Source organism: Paraburkholderia sp. 40 (genome assembly GCF_050434105.1).
GTDB classification, from domain to species: domain Bacteria; phylum Pseudomonadota; class Gammaproteobacteria; order Burkholderiales; family Burkholderiaceae; genus Paraburkholderia; species Paraburkholderia tuberum.
The window spans coordinates 2,489,808-2,509,332 of record NZ_JBNPVY010000004.1 but is presented as its reverse complement, the minus strand read 5'-3'; the positions used below and the strand labels follow the sequence as shown (position 1 = coordinate 2,509,332).

The 19,525-nt window shown below is 65.1% G+C and carries 16 protein-coding genes and 1 pseudogene; all 17 read left to right on the top strand.

What is annotated here, in order from left to right:
* Positions 1–139 precede the first annotated feature (139 nt).
* The 17 genes and pseudogenes from coq7 (at position 140) to OKW28_RS33295 (ending at position 19,385) form a co-directional block, all read left to right on the top strand.
* Complete coding sequence (coq7, locus tag OKW28_RS33375) at positions 140–778, top strand: 2-polyprenyl-3-methyl-6-methoxy-1,4-benzoquinone monooxygenase (protein WP_429454541.1); 639 nt, start codon at positions 140–142, stop codon at positions 776–778.
* Positions 779–1,234: 456 nt separating this feature from the next.
* Entirely contained in the window at positions 1,235–1,663 is a 429-nt protein-coding gene (gene mraZ / locus OKW28_RS33370; protein ID WP_013090620.1) for a division/cell wall cluster transcriptional repressor MraZ, read from the top strand.
* A gap of 27 nt (positions 1,664–1,690) precedes the next feature.
* Positions 1,691–2,633: pseudogene (gene rsmH, locus OKW28_RS33365) on the top strand (16S rRNA (cytosine(1402)-N(4))-methyltransferase RsmH).
* Entirely contained in the window at positions 2,630–2,980 is a 351-nt protein-coding gene (gene ftsL, locus OKW28_RS33360) for a cell division protein FtsL (protein WP_090801975.1), read from the top strand. Before rsmH ends, ftsL begins: the two are co-directional and overlap by 4 nt.
* Positions 2,977–4,842: a peptidoglycan D,D-transpeptidase FtsI family protein gene (locus OKW28_RS33355; RefSeq protein WP_429451835.1), complete on the top strand. Its 1,866-nt coding sequence runs from the start codon at positions 2,977–2,979 to the stop codon at positions 4,840–4,842. The genes ftsL and OKW28_RS33355 overlap by 4 nt, the downstream gene beginning before the upstream one ends.
* On the top strand, positions 4,839–6,401 hold the full coding sequence (locus tag OKW28_RS33350) for a UDP-N-acetylmuramoyl-L-alanyl-D-glutamate--2,6-diaminopimelate ligase (protein ID WP_429451833.1): 1,563 nt from the start codon (positions 4,839–4,841) through the stop codon (positions 6,399–6,401). Before OKW28_RS33355 ends, OKW28_RS33350 begins: the two co-directional genes overlap by 4 nt.
* Positions 6,398–7,810: a UDP-N-acetylmuramoyl-tripeptide--D-alanyl-D-alanine ligase gene (locus OKW28_RS33345; protein ID WP_429451831.1), complete on the top strand. Its 1,413-nt coding sequence runs from the start codon at positions 6,398–6,400 to the stop codon at positions 7,808–7,810. The genes OKW28_RS33350 and OKW28_RS33345 overlap by 4 nt, the downstream gene beginning before the upstream one ends.
* Positions 7,811–7,827: 17 nt before the next feature.
* A complete protein-coding gene (gene mraY, locus OKW28_RS33340; protein ID WP_429451829.1) occupies positions 7,828–8,997 on the top strand; it encodes a phospho-N-acetylmuramoyl-pentapeptide-transferase in 1,170 nt (389 codons plus the stop codon).
* Between the two features lie 25 nt (positions 8,998–9,022).
* Positions 9,023–10,534 (top strand): UDP-N-acetylmuramoyl-L-alanine--D-glutamate ligase, encoded by a 1,512-nt coding sequence (gene murD / locus OKW28_RS33335; protein ID WP_429451827.1) that lies wholly within the window; start codon positions 9,023–9,025, stop codon positions 10,532–10,534.
* Positions 10,531–11,796 carry a putative lipid II flippase FtsW gene (gene ftsW / locus OKW28_RS33330; RefSeq protein ID WP_429451826.1) on the top strand — a complete coding sequence of 422 codons (1,266 nt, stop codon included), beginning with the start codon at positions 10,531–10,533 and terminating at the stop codon, positions 11,794–11,796. The genes murD and ftsW overlap by 4 nt, the downstream gene beginning before the upstream one ends.
* Positions 11,793–12,917 carry an undecaprenyldiphospho-muramoylpentapeptide beta-N-acetylglucosaminyltransferase gene (gene murG / locus OKW28_RS33325; protein ID WP_429451824.1) on the top strand — a complete coding sequence of 375 codons (1,125 nt, stop codon included), beginning with the start codon at positions 11,793–11,795 and terminating at the stop codon, positions 12,915–12,917. The genes ftsW and murG overlap by 4 nt, the downstream gene beginning before the upstream one ends.
* On the top strand, positions 12,914–14,317 hold the full coding sequence (gene murC, locus OKW28_RS33320) for a UDP-N-acetylmuramate--L-alanine ligase (protein WP_429451822.1): 1,404 nt from the start codon (positions 12,914–12,916) through the stop codon (positions 14,315–14,317). Before murG ends, murC begins: the two co-directional genes overlap by 4 nt.
* A 1-nt stretch (position 14,318) precedes the next feature.
* Complete coding sequence (locus OKW28_RS33315) at positions 14,319–15,260, top strand: D-alanine--D-alanine ligase (RefSeq protein WP_429451820.1); 942 nt, start codon at positions 14,319–14,321, stop codon at positions 15,258–15,260.
* 23 nt (positions 15,261–15,283) lie between these two features.
* The gene (locus tag OKW28_RS33310) at positions 15,284–16,036 is read left to right on the top strand and encodes a cell division protein FtsQ/DivIB (RefSeq protein ID WP_429451819.1); all 753 of its coding nucleotides are present in this window, start codon (positions 15,284–15,286) and stop codon (positions 16,034–16,036) included.
* A gap of 27 nt (positions 16,037–16,063) precedes the next feature.
* Entirely contained in the window at positions 16,064–17,296 is a 1,233-nt protein-coding gene (gene ftsA / locus OKW28_RS33305; protein WP_008921172.1) for a cell division protein FtsA, read from the top strand.
* Positions 17,297–17,412: 116 nt separating this feature from the next.
* Positions 17,413–18,615 (top strand): cell division protein FtsZ, encoded by a 1,203-nt coding sequence (gene ftsZ / locus OKW28_RS33300; protein WP_184058571.1) that lies wholly within the window; start codon positions 17,413–17,415, stop codon positions 18,613–18,615.
* 266 nt (positions 18,616–18,881) lie between these two features.
* The gene (locus tag OKW28_RS33295; RefSeq protein ID WP_090801956.1) at positions 18,882–19,385 is read left to right on the top strand and encodes a peroxiredoxin; all 504 of its coding nucleotides are present in this window, start codon (positions 18,882–18,884) and stop codon (positions 19,383–19,385) included.
* The last annotated feature ends 140 nt before the right edge of the window (positions 19,386–19,525 follow it).

The following is a 19,525-nucleotide window of genomic DNA, read 5'->3' as shown; positions in this document are numbered from 1 at the left end:
GCAACATGGTCTAGAATCGCAAATTAACCGCCCATTTCATGCGGATTGGTGCCTGTCGGGCCACGGGTTTCGCGTCGCGAGGCCTTGTCGCACGGACCTTCCGGAACGATGCGGCGGTTATCGAATCAGGGAGCGCTTTATGTTGCTGGACGAGTTGATTGGCGAGTTTGATCGGGGTTTACGCTCACTGACGGGGGTCTCGCGGATGAGCCGTCCGCTGCCGCTTCCGCAGGCTTCCGCGGCGACGGCCGAAGCTCCCGAACTCTCGCCCGCGGAGCGCGCGCATGCGGCGGGTTTGATGCGTGTGAACCACGTCGGCGAAGTGTGCGCGCAGGCGCTTTACCAGGCGCAGAAACTCGCCACCGACTCACCTTCATTGCGCGCCATGTTCGATCACGCCGCGTCGGAAGAAGAGGATCATCTGGCGTGGACCGCCAAACGCCTCCAGGCGCTCGACTCGCGTCCGAGTCTGCTCAATCCGCTGTGGTACACCGGCGCGCTCGCGATCGGACTCGCCGCGGGGCGTCTCGGCGATCGCGTGAGTCTTGGCTTCATGGCCGAAACGGAGCGCCAGGTCGAGCAGCATCTCGACAGTCATCTCGATCAGCTCCCCGCCGCGGACCATGAATCGCGCGCGATCGTCGAGCAGATGCGCGTCGATGAAGCGCAGCACGGCAAGGCCGCGATGGACGCGGGCGGCATCGAGTTGCCGTCTCCTGCACGCGCGTTGATGCGTGCGATGTCGAAGGTAATGACGCGCACCGCCTATTACATATGAGCGTTTCACCCGCTTCGCTTCGCTAACCGGCGCGCCGCACGTATCGCCTCAGCCATCGCTGAACGCATTTTCGCAAGCGAGACGGCGCCGCGCGCCCCGTTCGTCGTCCGTCCGGGCGACGCCGCCTTTTCCCTTTCAGACTCCCTTAACGATCTCTTTCAATTCGCGCTGTTTCCTCGCACTTTTCACGTATCACCTTCACAAGTTGCACTAGCCCTTTCATTTATAACGGTTTTCTGTTTTATGCTGGACGTGAAGGAGTCGCGCTAAGTCCTTGTTCTAGCAAACAAAATCCGCTCGAAAAGCGCGCCGCTCCCTTGACCCGTGTTTAGCGTTCCTCTAAAGTGGGAGACAGTGTGAGAAAGTGTATTTTTGTGTGTTCTCAGCATCACTTTCGGGTAGATTTTCACGGACCGGGCGGGCGGCGCAAACAGCGCCGCAATAGGGGAGAGCGAAGTGTTCCAAGGGGCGTCGGCGCTGACGCTCGATGCGAAAGGGCGGATGTCGATTCCCTCTCGTTATCGGGATGCGCTGCAAACACAGGCAGAGGGCCGGGTGACGATCACCAAGCACCCGGACGGCTGCCTGTTGCTCTTTCCGCGCCCCGAATGGGAAATCTTCCGTGACAAGGTCGACAAGCTGCCCATGAACGCCGCCTGGTGGAAACGCATTTTTCTCGGCAATGCAATGGATGTGGATATGGACGGCGCAGGCCGTGTGCTCGTGTCGCCGGAGTTGCGAGCGGCTGGCTCGCTGGAGAAAGAAGTGACCTTGCTCGGCATGGGCCGCCATTTCGAGCTGTGGGATGCACAGATCTACGCCGCGAAGGAACAGGCGGCGATCGCCGAGGGCATGCCCGACGCGTTGAAAGATTTCACGTTCTGATCGCGGCTTATTTATATGGCTTCTGCGATGGGAAACGAATTGCAGCATCGCACGGTGTTGTTGAACGAAGCGGTCGATGCGCTGGTCACGCGCGCCGACGGCACGTATGTGGACGGCACGTTCGGCCGTGGCGGCCATAGCCGCCTCGTGCTGGAACGGCTCGGTGAAGCAGGGCGGCTGATCGCGTTCGATAAAGATCCGCTCGCGATCGCGACGGCGCAGAAGATCGCCGATCCGCGCTTTGCCATCGTCCACGAGAGTTTTGCTTCACTGCGCGCCGCGATGGCGGAGCGCGGGGTAGGGCGTGTGTCGGGGGTGTTGCTGGATCTGGGCGTGTCGTCGCCGCAAGTCGACGATCCGGAGCGGGGCTTCAGCTTCCGCGCCGACGGCCCGCTCGACATGCGGATGGACCCGACGCGCGGCGAGTCCGCCGCTGACTGGCTCGCGCGGGCCACGGTGCAGGAATTGACGGAGGTGATACGAGATTATGGGGAAGAACGGTTTGCTTTTCAGATTGCAAAGGCGCTTGTTGCTCGCCGGGCAGAGTCCGACCGTCTTGGGCCTCTCGTCAGCACGGGCGAGCTTGCCCAAATCGTGGCTAACGTCGTCAAAACCCGTGAGAAGGGCAAGGACCCGGCCAACCCGCACCTTTCAGGCTATACGGATTCACGTCAATCAAGAGCTTGCGGAGCTGCAAGTCGTTCTAGAAGCAGCGTTGTCGTTGTTGGAGCAAGGGGGGCGGCTGGTGGTCATCAGCTTTCATTCGCTCGAGGACCGGATCGTCAAGCGATTCATGCAGGCGCACGCGAGCACGCCGGCGGTGGATCGCCGTCTGCCGATCCGCGCGGTCGACCTGCCGAGCCCTCCGCTCAAGATCATCGGCCGCGTATTCGCGAGCGACGCTGAAGTCGCCGGCAACCCGCGCGCCCGTTCTGCCGTGATGCGCGTGGCGGAGCGGATCGCGCCATGAACCGCCTCAATATTTTCCTGCTGATCATCGTGATGGGCTGTGCCTTGTCGGTCGTCAACGCGACCAATCAGCAGCGTCAGATCTTTATCCAGTTGCAGCGCGCGCAGTCGCAGGAGCGTCAGCTGCAGCAGGACTATTCGCAGCTTCAATATCAACAGAGCGCGCTGTCCAAAACGTCGCGCATCGAGCAACTCGCCACCGCCTCGCTGAAGATGCAATCGGTCACCACGGGCCGCACCCAGTACCTGACGCTCGCCCCGGGTGCCGCGACGGCGATCGACGCACCCATTCCGACTTCCGCGCCGGCCTCGGCGCCGGTCGCGACCCGTCGCGGAGCCACACGATGAAAAAATCGTCGGCCCACAAGAGCGTTGCGTTTTCGGCCAACCCGATTCTGTCAGTGCGCCTGCCGATGTGGCGCTCGAAGCTCGTCGTGTTCCTGCTGTTCATGGCGTTCGTCGCACTCGCCGCGCGCGCGTTCTGGATTCAGGGCCCGGGCAACGGGTTCTATCTGAAGCAGGGCGAGATCCGCTATCAGCGCCGCATCGACATGCCGGCCACGCGCGGCAAGATTCTCGACCGCAACGGCCTCGTGCTCGCCACGAGTCTGCCGGTGCGTGCAATCTGGGCGATTCCCGAATCGGTGCCCGACGACCTCGGCGCGGACAAGCTCGACGCGCTCGGCAAACTGCTCGGCATGACCACTAAGGAATTGCGCTCGAAGCTCTCGGAAGACAAGACCTTCGTCTACGTGAAGCGCCAGGTGCCGGTCGACGTCGCAGAAAAAGTCGCGGCGCTCGACATCCCCGGCATTTACTCGCGCGACGAGTACAAGCGCTTCTATCCGGAAGGTGAGATCACCGCTCACCTGATTGGCTTCACGAACGTCGAGGACGAGGGCCAGGAAGGCGTCGAGCTCGGCGACCAGAAGCTGCTCGCGGGCATGTCGGGCAGCCGTCGCGTGATCAAGGACCGGATGGGCCACATCATCGAGGACGTCGACGAACAGGTCGTGCCGCACAACGGCAAGGACGTCGATCTGTCGATCGACAGCAAGATCCAGTACATCGCCTATACGAACCTGAAAGCGGCAGTCGAGAAATTCAAGGCGAAGGCCGGCGCGGCGATGGTGATCGACGTGCGCACCGGCGAAGTGCTCGCGCTCGTCAATTACCCGACCTACAACCCGAATGACCGCTCGCACCTGACCGGCGACCAGCTGCGCAACCGCATCCTGACCGACACGTTCGAGCCGGGTTCGATCATGAAGCCGTTCACCGTATCGCTCGCGCTCGATCTGCACCGCGTGACGCCGACTACACTGGTAGATACGGGCAACGGCCACTTCGTACTCGACGGCGCGCCGATTACCGATGACAGCGGCTTCGGCGTGCTGACGGTCGGCGGCGTGATCCAGAAGTCGAGCAACATCGGTGCGACCAAAATCGCGATGCAGTTGCGGCCCGAAGAGATGTGGAACATGTACACCAGCATCGGTCTCGGCCAGGCGCCGAAGGTCGGTTTCCCGGGCGCGGCGGCGGGCCGTCTGCGTCCGTGGAAGAGCTGGCGCCGCATCGAGCAGGCGACGATGTCGTACGGCTATGGCCTGTCGGTGTCGCTGTTCCAGCTCGGCCGCGCGTACACCGCGATCGCGCACGACGGCGAAATCATGCCGGTGACGATTTTCCACACGCCGGGCGACCAGCCGGCCACCGGTCCGCAGATCTTCTCGCCGACCACCGCGCGTGAAGTGCGCGCGATGCTCGAAACCGTGGTGTCGCCGCAAGGCACGTCGCCGGATGCGGCGGTGCCCGGCTATCGCGTCGGCGGCAAGAGCGGTACCGCGTACAAGCACGGTCCGCACGGCTACGACCACTCCAAATATCGCGCCTCGTTCGTCGGCATGGCGCCGATGCCGAATCCGCGCATCGTCGTCGCGGTGTCGGTCGACGAGCCGACGGCCGGTAGCCACTTCGGCGGCCAGGTGTCGGGCCCGGTGTTTTCGGGCATCGCCGGGGATACGCTGCGCGCGCTGAACGTGCCGCCCGACATGCCCGTCAAGCAGATGGTCGTGTCCGACGATTCGGCGCCGCCCGCGCCCGGCGCGCCGGCCACACCGCCCGTGGTGAAGAAGCTGTCGACGAGCCCCGGCGTGAAGAAGATGACCATTTCCGCCAACCCGAAAAATCATCCAGGAGTCGAGCGATGAACGCGCTGCGCGAGCAACATCCAGCGCACCGGCAGATCGCCGACGCCCTCGCCTGGCTGCACGCGCACGTGCAGCCAGGCGCGCATCTGCACGCCGACACGCGCTCGCTCGCGGCCGGCGACGCGTTCTTCGCGTACGCGGTCGATGGCGCGGACAACCGCCCGTTCATCGACGCCGCGATCGAGCGCGGCGCGGCCGCCGTGCTCGTGCAATCCGAAGGCTTCGGCGGCACGCTCGATGCGTCCGTCACGCACGCGGTGCCGGCGTTGAATGAGCTCGCCGGCACGATCGCGAGCGCGTGGTATCGCGATCCGAGCGACGCGATGCTCGCGGTCGGCATCACCGGCACGAACGGCAAGACTTCGTGCAGCCAGTGGGTCGCCGCGGCGCTGTCCGCGCGCGGCACGCGCTGTGCGATCGTCGGCACGCTCGGCACAGGGCTCGTCGGCCAACTCGTGCACACCGGCTTCACGACGCCCGACGCACCGCAATTGCAACGCAGCCTCGCGCAATTGCGCGACGCGGGCGCGCAGGCGGTGGCGATGGAAGTGTCGTCGCATGCGCTGCACCAGGGGCGCGTGAACGGCACCGCTTTCGACATCGCGGTGTTCACGAACCTGACGCAGGATCATCTCGACTATCACGGCACGTTCGAGGCCTATGAAGCCGCCAAGGCGCGTCTGTTCGCATGGCCCGAGCTGCGCGCGGCCGTGATCAATCGCGACGATGCCGCCGGCCGGCGTTTGCTCGCGAGCACGCGTAGTCACGCGCGCACGATCGCGTATGGCATCGAGGGCGAGCATGGCGACGCCGACGCTAAGGGCACACCGCAAGCCGACGCGTGGCTCACTGCATCGAACGTGCGTGCCACCGCGACCGGCACCGCGTTTCACCTGAGCACCTCGGACTGGGGCAACGCCGAAGTCGAAGTGCAAACGCTCGGCCTCTTCAACGTCGGCAATCTGCTCGCGGTGCTCGGCGTGCTGCTCGCCGCCGACGTGCCGTTCGACGCGGCGCTCGCCGAACTCGCGAAGCTCGAACCGGTGAACGGCCGCATGCAGCGTCTGGGCGGCCGTCTGCAGAACGACGAACCACTCGTCGTGATCGACTACGCGCACACACCCGATGCGCTCGAAAAGACGCTCGAAGCACTGCGGCCGATCGCGACCGCGCGCGGCGGCGAACTTGTCTGCATGTTCGGCTGCGGCGGCGACCGCGATGCGACCAAGCGTCCGCTGATGGGCGCGATCGCCGAGCGGCTGGCGGACAACGTCGTCGTGACGAGCGACAACCCGCGCAGCGAAGATCCGCTCGCGATCATCGAGCAAATTGTCGCGGGCATGCAGGATGCGTCGAAGGCGCGCCGCATCGAGGACCGCGCGAGCGCGATCCTGCAGGCGATCCGCGGCGCCGCGCGCGAAGACGTGATCGTGCTGGCCGGCAAGGGGCACGAAGCCACACAGGAAATCATGGGCAAGAAACGCGCTTTCTCCGATCAGGACCACGCCCGCCTCGCGCTCGCCGCGCGGGCCACACAAACACGCGGAGGTGGCGAATGAACATGTTCTCGCTACGTGCAGCCGCCGCGCAGATCCCCGGCGCGAGCGTCACCGGCGACGACAGCGTGCGCTTCGAGCGCGTGTCGACCGACAGCCGCAGCGCTGGCCCCGGCGATCTGTTCATCGCGATCAAGGGCGACCGTTTCGACGCGCACGACTTCCTGCCGCAAGTCGCCGAGCGCAACGTCGCGGCGGTGCTCGTCGCGCGCACGCCGGATAGCTGGAGCGTGCCCGCGATCCGCGTCGCCGATACGCGCGAAGCGCTCGGCGCGCTCGCGCGCGGCTGGCGTCGTCAGTTCGACCTGCCGCTCGTCGCGGTCACGGGCAGCAACGGCAAGACCACGGTCAAGGAAATGATCGCCTCGATCTTCGCGGCCGCGGTCGGCGCGGATGCGCGTCTCGCGACCGCGGGCAATTTCAACAACGACATCGGCCTTCCGCTCACGCTTTTCCGTCTGCATGCCGCGCATCGGCTCGCGGTGGTCGAACTCGGCATGAACCATCCGGGCGAAACTGAGCAGCTCGCGAAGCTTGCCGAGCCGACGGTTGCCGTCGTCAACAACGCGCAGCGCGAGCACCAGGAATTCATGGCGACCGTCGAGGCGGTCGCGCTCGAACACGCGAGCGTGATTCACGCGCTGTCGCCGGAAGGCACGGCGGTATTCCCCGCCGACGACGCATACGCGAGCATCTGGCGCGTCGCCGCGACCGGCAGTCGCATCATCGATTTCGCGTTGAACAGCGCGGAGCGCACGACCGAAGCCGCGGTGAAGGGCAGGTTCGACGGCAAGCGTTTGAGTATCGACACGCCGCAAGGCCATCTCGACGTTACGCTGCAGGTGCTTGGCAATCACAACGCGCACAACGCGCTCGCGGCGGCCTCCGCCGCGTTGGCAGCGGGTGTGTCGCTCGACGCAATCCAGCGCGGCCTCGAATCGTTCGGCGCGGTGAAGGGTCGTCTGCAGGTCAAGCAGGCCGTGCTCGGCACGCTCGCGGGCGCAACCGTGATCGACGACACCTACAACGCGAATCCCGATTCGATGCGCGCCGCGATCGACGTGCTCGCGTCACGTGAATCGCCGCGTGTGCTCGTGATGGGCGACATGGGCGAAGTCGGCGACAACGGCCCGGCGTTTCACCGCGAAATCGGCGCGTATGCGAAAGAGCGCGGTATCGACGCGCTGTATGCGATGGGCGACGCCTCGCGCGACGCCTGCACCGCATACGGCGCGGGTGCGCACCACGTCGCCGATGTCGGCGCGCTGGTCGCGCAACTGCAGCAGGCCGGCTTCGGCGCTGCCGCAACGCTTCTCGTGAAAGGCTCGCGCTTCATGCAGATGGAGCGCGTGGTGGACGCCGTTACGAGTCCACAACCCAACGCCGCGGGCACGACGCCCGCTGCACATTGAAATAGAAGGATCCAGGCATGCTACTGGCGCTGGCGCAATGGCTGCAGAATGACGCAAGCTTCTTGCGCGTGTTCAGTTATCTGACGTTTCGCGCGGTGATGGCGACCATCACCGCGTTGTTGATCGGGCTCGTCTGCGGCCCGGCGGTCATTCGCAAGCTGACCGCGATGAAGGTCGGCCAGGCCGTTCGCAAGGACGGTCCGCAAACTCACCTCGTCAAATCGGGCACGCCGACGATGGGCGGCGTGCTGATCCTGCTCGGCATCGCCGTGGCCACGCTGCTGTGGGCCGATCTGACCAACCGCTTCATCTGGATCGTGATGCTCGTCACGTTCGGCTTCGGCGTGATCGGCTGGGTCGACGATTACCGCAAGGTCGTCTACAAGGACCCGCGCGGCATGTCATCGCGCGAGAAGTATTTCTGGCAATCGGTGATCGGCCTGTTCGCGGCGGTTTATCTCGCGTTCAGCGTGTCCGAGGCGAGCAACGTGCGCGTGTTCGACCTGTTCATGGCGTGGGTGCGCAGCGGTCTGTCGATGGGCCTGCCCGCGCGCGCCGACCTGTTGCTGCCGTTCTTCAAGTCGATCACTTATCCGCTCGGCGTGTGGGGCTTCATCGTGTTGACGTACCTGGTGATCGTCGGCGCGAGCAACGCGGTGAATCTGACCGACGGCCTCGACGGCCTCGTGATCATGCCGGTCGTGCTGGTCGGCGCGTCGCTCGGCGTGTTCGCGTACGTGATGGGTAGCTCGGTCTACTCGAAATACCTGCTGTTCCCGCATATTCCCGGCGCGGGCGAATTGCTGATCTTCTGTTCGGCGATGGGCGGCGCGGGTCTTGCGTTTCTTTGGTTCAACACGCACCCGGCGCAGATGTTCATGGGCGACGTCGGCGCGCTCGCGCTCGGCGGCGCGCTCGGCACGGTCGCGGTGATCGTGCGTCAGGAAATCGTGCTGTTCATCATGGGCGGCATTTTCGTCGCGGAAACGCTGTCGGTGATGCTGCAGGTCACGTGGTTCAAATACACGAAGCGCCGGTTCGGCGAAGGGCGGCGGTTCTTCAAGATGGCGCCGCTGCATCACCATTTCGAATTGTCGGGCTGGAAGGAAACGCAGGTGGTCGTGCGTTTCTGGATCATCACGTTGATGTTGTGCCTATTCGGTTTGTCCACGCTCAAATTGCGTTAAGCAGCAGTATTTAAGGAAGCAGGCGATGTTCGGCGAGAAGTTTCGGGATCGGCAAAAGCCGATGGTGCTCGTGCTGGGACTGGGTGAATCCGGTCTCGCGATGGCGCGTTGGTGCGCCAGGCACGGCTGTCGGCTGCGCGTGGCCGATACGCGCGAAGTGCCGCCGAATCTGTCCGCGCTCGAAGCGCATGGCGTCGATGCCGATTTCGTCGGCGGTCCGTTTTCGCCGGTGCTGCTCGAAGGCGTCGAACTGGTCGCGATCAGCCCGGGACTGTCGCCGCTGGCCGCCGATCTGCTGCCGCTGGTCACGGCGGCGCGCGAGCAGGGCATCCCGGTGTGGGGCGAACTCGAACTGTTTTCGCAGGCGCTGCGCACGCTGGGCGAGTCCGGCTACGCGCCGAAGGTGATCGCGATCACCGGCACGAACGGCAAGACCACGACGACGAGTCTCGCCGGCTTGCTGTGCGAACGCGCGGGCAAGAAGGTCGCGGTGGCGGGCAACATCAGCCCGTCGCTGCTCGACAAGCTCTCCGAAGCGATCGACCAGACCGCGCTGCCCGACGTGTGGGTGCTCGAACTGTCGAGCTTCCAGCTAGAGACCTCGCATACGTTTACGCCGGACGCGGCCGCCGTGCTCAACATCACGCAGGATCATCTGGACTGGCACGGCGGACTTGATGCGTACGCGGCCGCGAAGGGCCGCATCTTCGGTACACGGACGGTGCGCGTGCTGAACCGCGACGACGCACGCGTAATGGCAATCGCGCCTGCCAGCGGCGACGCGGAGGTCGTCACGTTCGGCGTGACCGAGCCGAAGAGCGACGGTGACTATGGCCTCTTGCGCGACAACGGCATGGTGTGGCTCGTTGAAGCGCAAGATCGCGACGCGAGCGACGAGCCGACGCCGAAGCGCCGTCGCAAGAACGAAGCAGCGGCAACGCCCGACATCGCGTTGAAGCGTCTGATGCCCGCCGACGCACTGCGCATCCGTGGCCTGCACAACGCCGCCAACGCGTTGGCCGCGTACGCGCTCGCACGCGCGATCGGCCTGCCCGGCGCGCCGCTTTTGCACGGCCTGCGCGAATATCACGGCGAGCCGCATCGCGTGGAGTTGATCGCGTCGATCGACGGCATCGACTACGTGGACGACAGCAAGGGCACCAACGTCGGCGCGACGGTCGCCGCGCTCGACGGTCTCGCGCAGCGCGTCGTGCTGATCGCCGGCGGCGACGGCAAGGGTCAGGAGTTCGAGCCGCTCGCCGCACCGGTGATGCGTTGGTGCCGCGCGGTGATGCTGATCGGCCGCGACGCGCCACAGATTCGCGCGGCGCTCGAACATTGCGGCGTCGCGATGACCGACCACGCGACGCTCGAAGACGCGACGCGCGCGGCTACCGCGCTCGCGCAGCCCGGCGACGCGGTGCTGCTGTCGCCCGCGTGCGCGAGCTTCGACATGTTCAAGGGTTACGCACACCGCGCGGCGGTATTCCGCAGCACGGTCGAAGATATCGCGGCCGAACGGGGGACGATGATATGAGCTGGTCGGAACGTTTCGGCTCGCGCGAAGCCGCCGGCGGCAACGGCGCCGCGGCGCGCACGTCCACCCGCACGGGCGGCAGCGGTCTCGCGAGCGCGGTCAACGGCGTGCGGCCGCTGCGCTCGCGCATGCTCGACTACGACCACTCGCTGCTGTGGGTCGTCGTCGCCCTGCTCGGGCTCGGCGTCGTGATGGTGTACTCGGCGTCGATCGCGATGCCCGATTCGCCGAAGTACGCGTCGTATCGCGATTGGGCGTTCCTCGTGCGCCAGATCATCTTCGTGCTGATGGGCGCGGCGGTCGGCGTTGCGTCGTTCCGCATTCCGATTTCGACGTGGGACAAGTACGCACCGAAGCTCTTCCTGATCTCGCTCGTCGCGCTCGTGATCGTGCTGATCCCGCACGTCGGCAAGGGCGTGAACGGCGCGCGCCGCTGGATTCCGCTCGGCATCACGAACATGCAGCCGTCGGAAATCATGAAGCTCGCGGTGACGATCTACGCGGCGAACTACACGGTGCGCAAGCAGGAATACATGCACAGCTTCGCCAAGGGCTTTCTGCCGATGGCCGTCGCGGTCGGTCTCGTCGGCATGCTGCTGCTGCTCGAGCCGGACATGGGCGCGTTCATGGTGATCGCGGCGATCGCGATGGGCGTGCTGTTCCTCGGCGGTGTGAACGGCAAGCTGTTTGGCGGCCTCGTCGCGACCGCGGTGGGCACGTTCACGTTGCTGGTGTGGGCGTCGCCGTGGCGTCGTGAGCGGATCTTCGCGTACCTCGATCCGTGGGACGATCGCTACGCGCAGGGCAAGGCGTATCAGCTGACGCACTCGCTGATCGCGTTCGGGCGCGGCGAGTGGTTCGGCGTCGGTCTCGGCGGCAGCGTCGAGAAGCTCAACTATCTGCCGGAAGCGCATACCGACTTCATTCTCGCGGTGATCGGCGAGGAGCTGGGTTTCGTCGGGGTGCTCGTCGTGATCCTGATGTTCTACTGGATCGTGCGCCGTTCGTTCGAGATCGGCCGCCAGGCGCTCGCGCTCGATCGCACGTTCGCGGGTCTGGTCGCGAAGGGCGTCGGCATATGGTTCGGCGCGCAGACCTTCATCAACATGGGCGTGAACCTCGGTCTTCTGCCGACCAAGGGCCTGACGTTGCCGCTCGTCAGTTACGGCGGTTCGGGCATCTTGCTGAACTGCGTGGCGATCGCGGTGCTGATGCGGGTCGACTATGAAAATCGTGTGCTGATGCGCGGGGGCAAGGTATGACGGCTCTGCCACAACGCACGGTGATGGTGATGGCCGGCGGCACCGGGGGACACGTGTTCCCGGGGCTCGCGGTCGCCCATCTGATGCAGGCGTGGGGCTGGAAAGTCGTATGGCTCGGCAACCCCGCGGGCATGGAAGCGACGCTGGTACCGAAGCACGGCATTCCGATGGAGTACGTGCGCTTCGGTGGCGTGCGCGGCAAGGGCCTGAAGACCAAACTGATGCTGCCGGTGAACCTGCTGCGCGCATGCACGCAGAGCTTGAGCGTGCTGCGTCGCGTGAAGCCCGACGTGGTGCTCGGCATGGGCGGGTACATCACGTTCCCGGCCGGGCTGATGACGGCGCTGAGCGGCCGGCCGCTCGTGCTGCACGAACAGAATTCGATCGCGGGCCTCGCGAACAAGGTGCTCGCAAAACTCGCGAAGCGCGTGCTGGTCGCGTTTCCGGATGCACTGCCGCACGGCGAGTGGACCGGCAATCCGATTCGTGAGGAACTTGCGCGCGCGAATGCACCCAAAGCACGCTACGCCCAGCGTAACGGTCCGCTGAACGTGCTCGTCGTGGGCGGCAGTCTCGGCGCCGCCGCGTTGAACGAAGTCGTGCCGCGCGCGCTCGCGCTGCTTGGCTCCAACGAGAGGCCGCGCATCGTGCATCAGGCCGGTGCGAAGCATATCGACGCGCTGCGCGAGAACTACGCGGCCGCAGGCTTGCAGGCAGGCACGGACGTCTCGCTCGTGCCGTTCATCGACGACATGACGAGCGCCTACGAAGCAGCCGATCTGGTGATCTGCCGCTCGGGCGCGATGACCGTGTCGGAGATCTCGGCGGTCGGCGTCGCGGCGCTGTTCGTGCCGTTCCCGTACGCGGTCGACGATCACCAGACCACTAATGCAGCGTTCCTCGCCGACAACGGCGCGGCGCTAGTCGTGCACCAACGCGATCTGTCGGCGGAAAAGCTCGCCGACTGGTTGCGCAGCCAGACGCGGGAAAGTCTCGCGGAAATGGCGGAGCGTTCGCGCTCGCTCGCGAAACCGGATGCCACCGAACAGGTCGCGCAGATCTGCGCGACGGTGGCGGCTGCGGGTTCGATGGCGGGCGTGAGCCCAGAAGGAAAGCAATGAAACACATCGTCAAACACATTCATTTCGTCGGCATCGGCGGCGTGGGCATGAGCGGCATCGCCGAAGTGCTCGTCAATCTCGGCTATCAGGTGAGCGGCTCGGACCTGTCGGGCAACGCGGTCACCGAGCGCCTCGCCGGGCTCGGCGCGCGCATTTCGATCGGGCACGCGGCGGAGAACATCGAAGGCGCGAACGCGGTGGTGGTGTCGACCGCGGTGCGCAGCGACAACCCGGAAGTGCTGGCCGCGCGTCATCGCCGCATTCCGATCGTGCCGCGCGCGGTGATGCTCGCGGAGTTGATGCGTCTGAAGCAGGGCATCGCGATTGCCGGCACGCACGGCAAGACCACGACCACGTCGCTGGTCGCGAGCGTGCTCGCCGCGGGCGGGCTCGATCCGACCTTCGTGATCGGCGGCAGGCTGATCAGCGCGGGCGCGAATGCGCGCCTCGGCACCGGCGACTTCATCGTCGCCGAGGCGGACGAATCGGACGCGTCGTTCCTGAACCTGTTCCCGGTGATCGAGGTCATCACGAACATCGACGCCGATCATATGGACACCTATGGTCACGACTTCGCGCGTCTGAAGCAGGCCTTCATCGAATTCACGCACCGTTTGCCGTTCTACGGCATCGCGGTGCTGTGCGTCGACGATCCGAACGTGAAGGAGATCCTGCCGTTCGTGTCGAAGCCGATCATCCGCTACGGTTTCGCGGCCGATGCGCAAGTGCGCGCGGTCAACGTCGAAGCTCGCGAAGGCCGCATGCATTTCACCGTGATGCGCGAAGACGCGGCGCCGCTCGACGTCACGTTGAACCTGCCGGGCGAGCACAACGTGCAGAACGCGTTGGCCGCAATTGCAATTGCGACTGAACTTGAAGTGAAAGATGCCGATATCCAGCGAGCGCTCGCGGATTTCAACGGCGTCGGCCGACGCTTCCAACGCTATGGCGAAGTGCCGGTTCTCAGCGACGGCCAGGCCGCGGGCTCCTACACGCTGGTGGACGACTACGGTCACCACCCGGTCGAAATGGCCGCCACGGTGGCGGCGGCGCGCGGCGCATTTCCGGGCCGGCGTCTGGTGCTGGCGTTCCAGCCGCACCGCTTCACGCGCACGCGTGATTGCTTCGAGGATTTCGTGAAAGTGCTGTCGACCGTCGACGCGCTCGTGCTGACCGAAGTCTATGCGGCCGGCGAAGCGCCGATCGTCGCCGCCGACGGCCGCGCATTGGCGCGCGCGCTGCGCGTCGCGGGCAAGGTCGAGCCGGTGTTTGTCGATACGGTGGATGAAGTGCCGGACGCGCTGTCCACGGTGGTGCGCGACGGCGACGTGGTGATTACGATGGGCGCGGGTTCGATCGGCGGTGTGCCGGTTCGACTGGCTCAGGAACAGAAGGTGTGAGATGAGCAGTATCGACCCTAAACAATTCGGCAAGGTGGCAGTGCTGCTCGGCGGTATTTCCGCCGAGCGCGAGGTGTCGCTCAATTCCGGGCGCCTGGTGTTGCAAGGTCTGCGCGACGCCGGCGTCGACGCGCATCCGTTCGATCCGGCCGAGCGTCCGCTGTCCGCGTTGAAGGATGAAGGCTTCGTGCGCGCGTTCAACGCGCTGCATGGCGGCTACGGCGAGAACGGCCAGATCCAGGGCGCGCTGGATTTCTATGGCATCCGTTACACCGGTAGCGGCGTGCTCGGCTCGGCGCTCGGTCTCGACAAGTTCCGCACCAAGCTCGTGTGGCAGCAGCTCGGCATTCCGACTCCGCCGTTCGAAGCGGTGCTGCGCGGTGACGACTACGAAGCGCGCGCCAAGGAGATCGTCGCGAAGCTCGGTCTGCCGCTGTTCGTGAAGCCGGCGAGCGAAGGTTCGAGTGTCGCCGTGATCAAGGTGAAGAGCGCGGACGCGCTGCCGGCCGCGTTGATCGAAGCCGTGAAGTACGACCGTATCGTCGTGGTCGAGAAGAGCATCGAAGGCGGCGGCGAATACACCGCGTGCATCGCCGGCAATCTGGACCTGCCGGTGATCCGCATCGTGCCGGCCGGCGAGTTCTACGACTACCACGCGAAGTACGTCGCCAACGACACGCAGTATCTGATTCCGTGCGGTCTCGGCGCTGAAGAGGAAGCGCGCCTGAAGGTGCTCGCGCGCCGCGCGTTCGATGTGCTCGGCTGCACCGACTGGGGCCGCGCGGACTTCATGCTCGACGGCGAAGCCAAGCCGTACTTCCTCGAAGTGAACACGGCGCCCGGCATGACCGATCACTCGCTGCCGCCGAAAGCGGCGCGCGCGGTCGGCATCAGCTATCAGGAACTGGTGGTCGGCGTGTTGGCGCTGACGCTGCAGGATTAACCAAGGCAACCGCAAGCGACACCATGTGGAACAACGTTCGCCAGCTCAATCTCGCCACCAACGCGCTGCACGCGTTGCTGGTGCTCGTGCTGCTGGCGGCGGGCGGTTACTGGCTGATCCAGCGCCCGAATTTCGCGCTGCGCGAGATCCAGATCGACGGCGATACCGAGCACATCAATTCGCCGACGGTACGCGCCGGCGTGGTGGGGCGACTGAAGGGCAACTACTTCACGGTCGATCTCGACGCCGCGCGGCAGGCGTTCGAGCAGATGCCGTGGGTGCGTCACGCGAGCGTACGGCGCGTGTGGCCGAATGCACTGGCTGTCACGCTCGAGGAGTACAAGCCGCTTGGGACGTGGGGCAGCGATCAGCTGGTGAGCGTCGACGGCGAGCTGTTCACCGCGAACCAGGCCGAGCTCGACGGAGACCTGCCGGCGTTCGACGGCCCGGACGGTACGGCGAAGGAAGTCGTCGTGCGTTATCACGACTTCCAGAAGTGGTTCGCGGCGATCCACGCGACGCCCGAGGAAGTGACGCTGTCGGCGCGCTACGCGTGGACGGTGAAGCTGTCGAACGGCACGCAGGTGGAGTTGGGCCGCGAACGCAATCAGGACACGCTGGCCGATCGCAGCAAGCGCCTGACCGCGGCATGGAGCGCGGTGACGCAACGTTGGGGAAAGGATATCGAGAATGCGGACTTGCGCTATCCGAACGGTTTCGCGATTCGTGCCACTGGCATGCGCTTCATCAGCGAACCCGACAAGGGCAAGAAGTAAACGGACATCACACGCACTGAGCACGCTATGAGTAAAGACTATAAAGATCTGCTGGTCGCCCTCGACATCGGAACGTCGAAGGTAGTGGCCATCGTCGCCGAGTTGAAGGGCGAGGGTCACTACGAGGTGATCGGTCTCGGCCAGAGCGAATCGAAGGGGCTCAAGAAGGGCGTGGTGGTGAATATCGAAGCCACCGTGCAGTCGATCCAGCGCGCGCTCGAGGAAGCCGAACTGATGGCCGACTGCAAGATCACGAACGTGTTCACCGGGATCGCCGGCAGCCATATCCGCAGCTTCAATTCGAGCGGCATGGTCGCGATCAAGGAGAAGGAAGTCACGCAGGCCGACGTCGCGCGCGTAATTGAAACCGCGAAGGCGATCAACATTCCGACCGACCAGCAGGTGCTGCATATCCTCACGCAGGAATTCATCATCGACGGTCAGGAAGACGTGCGCGAGCCGATCGGCATGAGCGGCATCCGCCTCGAAGTGAAGGTGCATATCGTCACCGGTGCCGTGAGCGCGGCGCAGAACATCGTCAAGTGCGTGCGTCGCTGCGGCCTCGAAGTGAACGACCTGATTCTGCAGCCGCTCGCGTCGTCGCTTGCGGTGCTGACGGAAGACGAAAAGGAACTGGGCGTGGTGCTGGTCGACATCGGCGGCGGCACGACCGACATCGCGATCTTCAGCGAAGGCGCGATTCGCCACACGGCCGTGATTCCGATTGCCGGCGACCAGATCACGAGCGACATCGCGATGGCGCTGCGAACGCCGACGCCGGATGCCGAGGACATCAAGGTCGACTACGGCATCGCCAAGCAGGCACTCGCCGATCCGGACGAGATGATCGAAGTGCCGGGTCTCGGCGAGCGCGGTCCGCGCACGCTGTCGCGCCAGGCATTGGCGGCCGTGATCGAGCCGCGCGTCGAAGAACTGTTTTCGCTCGTGCAGCAGGTGGTGCGCGAGTCGGGTTACGAGGAACTGCTGAGCTCGGGCGTCGTGCTGACGGGCGGCGCGTCGATGATGATCGGCATGGTCGAGCTTGGTGAGGACATTTTCCTGAAGCCGGTGCGCATCGGCGTACCGGAGTATGCGGGCGGTCTCGCCGACGTCGTGCGCAATCCGCGCTATTCGACGGCGATGGGCCTGCTCGTCGAAGGACGCTCGCAGCGTATGCGCGGGCGCAAGGTTGCGGTGCAGTCGGGGTCGATGGGACAGGTGTTCTCGCGCATGAAGGACTGGTTCCTCGGCAACTTCTGATCACGGGTTTCGAGAAATTCGCGCTGGTGCCGGCGGCCGGCGCGCGACAGGGGGTTGCCCGATCTCCTGCCGGATAACGCCGAGTGGCGGTAACTTTTTATCTTGACGGAGGCAACATGGAATTCCAGATGCTGGAAACCGAAACGAGCGGCACCATCATCAAGGTCGTCGGAGTCGGTGGCGCTGGCGGCAATGCCGTTCAGCACATGATCAACAAAGGCGTGCAAGGCGTCGACTTCATCGTGATGAACACGGACGCGCAGGCGCTGTCGCGTTCGCGCGCCACCGCGGTGATCCAGCTCGGCAACACGGGTCTGGGCGCGGGCGCCAAGCCGGAAATGGGCCACGCCGCCGCTGAGGAAGCACGCGAGCGTATCGCCGACGCACTGCGCGGCGCGCACATGGTGTTCATCACCGCCGGTATGGGTGGTGGCACCGGCACGGGCGCGGCACCGGTCGTCGCGCAGATCGCAAAGGAAATGGGTATTCTGACCGTTGGCGTCGTCAGCAAGCCGTTCGAATTCGAAGGCGGCAAGCGTATGCGCGTGGCGGAAGCCGGTTCGCAGCAACTGGAGGATCACGTCGACTCGCTGATCGTCGTGCTGAACGACAAGCTGTTCGAGGTGATGGGCGACGACGCCGAGATGGACAAGTGCTTCCAGTGCGCTGACGACGTTCTGAACAATGCGGTCGCGGGCATTGCGGAAATCATCAACGTCGACGGTCTCGTCAACGTCGACTTCGAAGACGTGAAGACCGTGATGGGCGAACAGGGCAAGGCGATGATGGGCACGGCGACCGTTGCCGGCGTCGATCGCGCGCGCCTCGCGGCCGAACAGGCCGTCGCGAGCCCGCTGCTGGAAGGCGTCGATCTGTCGGGCGCGCGTGGCGTGCTGGTCAACATCACGTCGAGCCGGTCGCTGCGTCTGTCGGAAACGCGCGAAGTGATGAACACGATCAAGAGCTATGCCGCGGAAGATGCCACGGTGATCTTCGGCGCCGTGTACGACGACGCGATGGGCGACGCGCTGCGCGTGACGGTCGTCGCGACGGGACTCGGCCGCGCGGCGAAGAAGCAGCAATCTGCACCGATGACGCTGCTGCGCACCGGCACCGACAACCAGCCGATCGGCGCGATGGCGCATGCGGCGTACGCACCGGCGGCAGGCCACGCCAGCACGGCCGACTACGGCGCGCTCGATACGCCGGCAGTGTGGCGCACGTCGCGCGACACGGCGGCCTCGCACGTGCAGGCGCTGCAGGAAAAGGGCGTCGATACGTACGACATTCCGGCATTCCTGCGCAAGCAGGCGGACTGAGCGCACGGGCAGGCTTCGTTGCCGCGTTGCGAGTAAGGTCGCAGGACGCAGCGCTGGCGGACGAACGCACGAGCGTGGCGGGTGAACGGCAAGCAGGTCGCTTATCGTCTGATTCGCGGCAGGGGCAACTGTCCTCTGCGGATTCGCGAAGCGGACGAAGTGACTGCCGCCGAACGGCGTTGGCTTATAGTTGAATGGGCCGGACCGAAATTCACTGCGACACGAGGACGTGCGAGCGTGCTTCGCATCGATGCAAAGGACTGAGCATGATCAAGGAAGGTGAAAAGCTGCCCGACGCGACGCTCTTCGAGTACGTCGAAGACGACCGGGCGGGCTGCACGATCGGACCGAACAGTTTCGACGTGCACGAGCAGACAGCGGGCAAGCGCGTGGTGATCTTCGGATTGCCCGGCGCGTTCACGCCGACCTGTTCGGCCAAACATGTACCGGGCTATGTCGAGCATGCCGAGCAGTTGCGCGCTGCCGGCATCGACGAAATCTGGTGCGTGTCCGTCAACGACGCGTTCGTCATGGGCGCGTGGGGACGCGATCAGCACACCTCGGGCAAGGTGCGCATGATGGCGGACGGTAGTGCGGCTTTTACACGGGCGCTTGGTCTGGAGCAGGATCTGTCGGCGCGCGGCATGGGGATCCGTTCCCTGCGCTACGCGATGGTGATCGACGACGGCGTGGTCAAGACGCTGAACGTCGAGGCTGCCGGCAAATTCGAAGTCAGCGATGCAGCGAGTATTCTCGCCACCTTGAGCTAGTTGCTGACGTCGCACCATCGTCGCGACCCCGCGCGCGTATGCCGCGTGGCGTTACGGCAACGGTGATTACGACGCTTTTGTGACAGGCCGTTACGCGGGCCGATGACCGGAAACGCCTCCGTTCCGGGGCATCGGCCCGT

Excerpts from the sequence above, each read along its gene's own strand:
- murD (WP_429451827.1), top strand. The coding sequence starts at position 9,023 with ATGTTCGGCGAGAAGTTTCGGGATCGGCAAAAGCCGATGGTGCTCGTG.
- murC (WP_429451822.1), top strand. The coding sequence starts at position 12,914 with ATGAAACACATCGTCAAACACATTCATTTCGTCGGCATCGGCGGCGTG.
- mraY (WP_429451829.1), top strand. The coding sequence starts at position 7,828 with ATGCTACTGGCGCTGGCGCAATGGCTGCAGAATGACGCAAGCTTCTTG.
- ftsW (WP_429451826.1), top strand. The coding sequence starts at position 10,531 with ATGAGCTGGTCGGAACGTTTCGGCTCGCGCGAAGCCGCCGGCGGCAAC.
- OKW28_RS33350 (WP_429451833.1), top strand. The coding sequence starts at position 4,839 with ATGAACGCGCTGCGCGAGCAACATCCAGCGCACCGGCAGATCGCCGAC.
- OKW28_RS33315 (WP_429451820.1), top strand. The coding sequence starts at position 14,319 with ATGAGCAGTATCGACCCTAAACAATTCGGCAAGGTGGCAGTGCTGCTC.
- coq7 (WP_429454541.1), top strand. The coding sequence starts at position 140 with ATGTTGCTGGACGAGTTGATTGGCGAGTTTGATCGGGGTTTACGCTCA.
- ftsA (WP_008921172.1), top strand. The coding sequence starts at position 16,064 with ATGAGTAAAGACTATAAAGATCTGCTGGTCGCCCTCGACATCGGAACG.
- OKW28_RS33295 (WP_090801956.1), top strand. The coding sequence starts at position 18,882 with ATGATCAAGGAAGGTGAAAAGCTGCCCGACGCGACGCTCTTCGAGTAC.
- OKW28_RS33345 (WP_429451831.1), top strand. The coding sequence starts at position 6,398 with ATGAACATGTTCTCGCTACGTGCAGCCGCCGCGCAGATCCCCGGCGCG.
- murG (WP_429451824.1), top strand. The coding sequence starts at position 11,793 with ATGACGGCTCTGCCACAACGCACGGTGATGGTGATGGCCGGCGGCACC.
- OKW28_RS33310 (WP_429451819.1), top strand. The coding sequence starts at position 15,284 with ATGTGGAACAACGTTCGCCAGCTCAATCTCGCCACCAACGCGCTGCAC.
- ftsL (WP_090801975.1), top strand. The coding sequence starts at position 2,630 with ATGAACCGCCTCAATATTTTCCTGCTGATCATCGTGATGGGCTGTGCC.
- OKW28_RS33355 (WP_429451835.1), top strand. The coding sequence starts at position 2,977 with ATGAAAAAATCGTCGGCCCACAAGAGCGTTGCGTTTTCGGCCAACCCG.
- ftsZ (WP_184058571.1), top strand. The coding sequence starts at position 17,413 with ATGGAATTCCAGATGCTGGAAACCGAAACGAGCGGCACCATCATCAAG.